The sequence below is a fragment of the Gordonia sp. (in: high G+C Gram-positive bacteria) genome (assembly GCF_020438995.1).
GTDB lineage: Bacteria > Actinomycetota > Actinomycetes > Mycobacteriales > Mycobacteriaceae > Gordonia.
Map to the genome: position 1 here is coordinate 1 of NZ_JAGQTN010000150.1, position 3,008 is coordinate 3,008.

Sequence of the window (3,008 nt, forward strand, 5' to 3'; positions counted from 1 at the left end):
AGAAGTCCCAGTCTTCGTCTTCGGTGTTGACGGCTTTGCCGATGACGTAGGAGCTGCCGGAGCCGGAGAAGAAGTCGTGGTTTTCGTCGGCATTCGGGGACAGGGCGGCCAGGATGGCGGGGTTCACGTCGGTCTCGTCCTTGGGGAACATCGCCTCGTAGCCGAGGTTCATCAGGGCCTTGTTGGCGTTGTAACGGAGGAACTTCTTGACGTCCTCGGTGAGGCCGACCTCGTCGTACAGCGCTTCGGTGTAGTCGGATTCGTTGTCGTACAACTCGAACAGCAGCTCGAAGGTGTAGTCCTTGAGTTCCTGACGACGCTCGGCGGTCTGCGTTTCCAGGCCGCGCTGGTACTTGTAGCCGATGTAGTAGCCGTGCACGGCCTCGTCGCGGATGATGAGGCGGATGACGTCGGCGGTGTTGGTGAGCTTGGCGCGGCTCGACCAGTACATCGGCAGGTAGAAGCCCGAGTAGAACAGGAACGACTCGAGCAGCGTCGAGGCCACCTTGCGTTTGAGCGGGTCGTCGCCACGGTAGTAATCCATGACGATGCGTGCCTTACGCTGCAGGTGTTCGCTCTCCTCCGACCAGCGGAAGGCCTCGTCGATCTCCCTGGTGGAGCACAACGTGGAGAAGATGGAGCTATAGCTCTTGGCGTGCACCGACTCCATGAACGCGATGTTGGTGAGCACGGCCTCCTCGTGCGGGGTGACCGCGTCGGGGATCAGCGAGACCGCGCCGACGGTGCCCTGGATGGTGTCGAGCAGCGTCAGGCCGGTGAACACCCGCATCGTGAGCTGCTTCTCGTACTCGGTGAGCGTGCTCCACGACGGGATGTCGTTGGACACCGGCACCTTCTCCGGCAGCCAGAAGTTGCCGACCAGCCGGTCCCAGACCTCGGCGTCCTTCTCGTCGGGAACGCGGTTCCAGTTGATCGCGGACACCCGGCTGACGAGCTTGATCGCGGCGCCGTCGGCTGGACTGTGGGCGGGTTCGAACATGTTCCCTCGATCTCGATCGTGATCTCAATGGCATCGGAAGACTGATCGCAAGGATACCGTTCTGGAGCCGAGCCGCTTCACTACGGACTGCGTGCAGCGTTTCCGCTGGTTCGACTGATCAGGTCGGGAGCAACATATGCCGACCCTGCTCCGACGACGAACGGAGTCGGTGCGCCCGGCCTCCCCCCGGGCTCACCGGCCGTCCGCCGGGGCGCGTTCGCCGACCTCACGCTCGACAATGCCGCGAACAGTGCGGACGCAGCGGTCGAGGTTGCCCTGCAGATCGGTGCGCCGGTCCCGCACACCGAGCGCCAGCACCTCGAAGAGGCGCGCCACCAGCGGCAGGTCGACGCGCATCACGAACTCCTCGGTGAGCAGGGCGCCCTCGGCGTGCGGTTCGACGAGGTAGGCCCAGCCGGTGAAGTCCTTGCCCATCATCTCGACGACGAACCTGAACTCGCGGTCCGGCTCGTTCGCCACCACCGTCGCCGTGGTCTTCCACCTGCCCCGGCGGCGACGGTTGTGCCCGACGAAATGCGTGTCGTCGACCCATTCGACGCGGTGACACTCCGGGCTCCACTCGGGGTAGCGGGTCGGGTCGGACACCACCCGGAAGACCTCGGCGGGCGCGGCACGCACGACCGTCGACGCGCGGATCGTGTCGTCCTTACGGAGTTTTCCGGTCATCGGTCTCCTCGGCTGAGCGGGACTCTCGTGGTCAAAGGTGATCCCCCTCAGGTCACAGCATGCAGCTGACGCAGCCGTCCACCGACGTACCCTCCAGCGCCATCTGACGCAGGCGGATGTAGTAGAGCGTCTTGATTCCCTTGCGCCAGGCGTAGATCTGCGCCTTGTTGACATCACGGGTACTGGCGGTGTCCTTGAAGAACAGGGTCAGGCTCAGGCCCTGGTCGACGTGCTGCGTGGCGGCGGCGTAGGTGTCGATGATCTTCTCGTAGCCGATCTCGTACGCGTCCTGGTAGTACTCCAGGTTGTCGTTGGTCATGTATGGCGCCGGATAGTAGACGCGGCCGATCTTGCCCTCTTTGCGGATCTCGATCTTGGCCGCGACGGGATGGATCGAGCTGGTCGAATGGTTGATGTAGCTGATCGATCCGGTTGGCGGCACCGCCTGCAGGTTCTGGTTGTAGATGCCGTCACGCTGCACGGCGGCCTTCAGCGCACGCCAGTCGTCCTGGTTGGGGATGTGAATCCCGGCCTGCCCGAAAAGATCCCGCACCTTCTGGGTCTGCGGCTCCCACGCCTTGTCGACGTACTTGTCGAAGAACTCACCCGAGGCGTAGGCCGACTTCTCGAATCCACCGAACGGCTTACCGCGCTCGCGGGCAATCTTGTTGGAGGCCCGGATCGCGTGGTACAGCACGGTATAGAAGTAGATGTTGGTGAAGTCGACGCCCTCGTCGCTGCCGTAGAACACCCGCTCCCGCGCCAGGTATCCGTGCAGGTTCATCTGCCCGAGTCCGATGGCGTGGGACTCGTTGTTGCCCTTCTCGATCGAGGGCACCGAGGTGATGGCGGTCTGGTCGCTCACCGCGGTCAGACCACGGATCGCGGTCTCCACGGTCTGCCCGAGATCGGGCGAATCCATCGCCTTGGCGATGTTGAGCGAACCCAGGTTGCACGAGATGTCCTTGCCCACTTCGGCATAGGAGAGATCGTCGTTATACGTCGACGGCGTGGACACCTGCAGGATCTCCGAGCACAGATTGGAGTGGGTGATCTTGCCGTCGATCGGGTTGGCCCGGTTCACGGTGTCCTCGAACATGATGTACGGGTAACCCGACTCGAACTGCAGTTCGGCGAGAGTCTGGAAGAACTCGCGGGCCTTGATCTTGGTCTTTCGAATCCGCTTGTCGTTCACCATCTCGTGGTACTTGTCGGTCACGTTCACGTCCGCGAACGGCACTCCGTAAACGCGCTCGACGTCGTACGGGCTGAACAGGTACATGTCGTCGTTGGCCTTGGCCAACTGGAACGTGATATCGGG

3 protein-coding genes are annotated in these 3,008 nt (G+C 63.0%); all 3 read right to left on the reverse strand.

Features of this window, described 5'->3' with window-relative positions; translation table 11 throughout:
• On the reverse strand, positions 1-1,000 hold a 1,000-nt coding region (gene nrdF, locus KDB67_RS11340; protein WP_291015790.1), incomplete at its 3' end, for a class 1b ribonucleoside-diphosphate reductase subunit beta.
• Positions 1,001-1,192: 192 nt separating this feature from the next.
• Complete coding sequence (locus tag KDB67_RS11345) at positions 1,193-1,687, reverse strand: SRPBCC family protein (RefSeq protein WP_291015792.1); 495 nt, start codon at positions 1,685-1,687, stop codon at positions 1,193-1,195.
• Positions 1,688-1,739: 52 nt separating this feature from the next.
• The coding region (locus tag KDB67_RS11350) for a ribonucleoside-diphosphate reductase subunit alpha (protein ID WP_291015793.1) at positions 1,740-3,008 on the reverse strand (1,269 nt) is incomplete at its 5' end.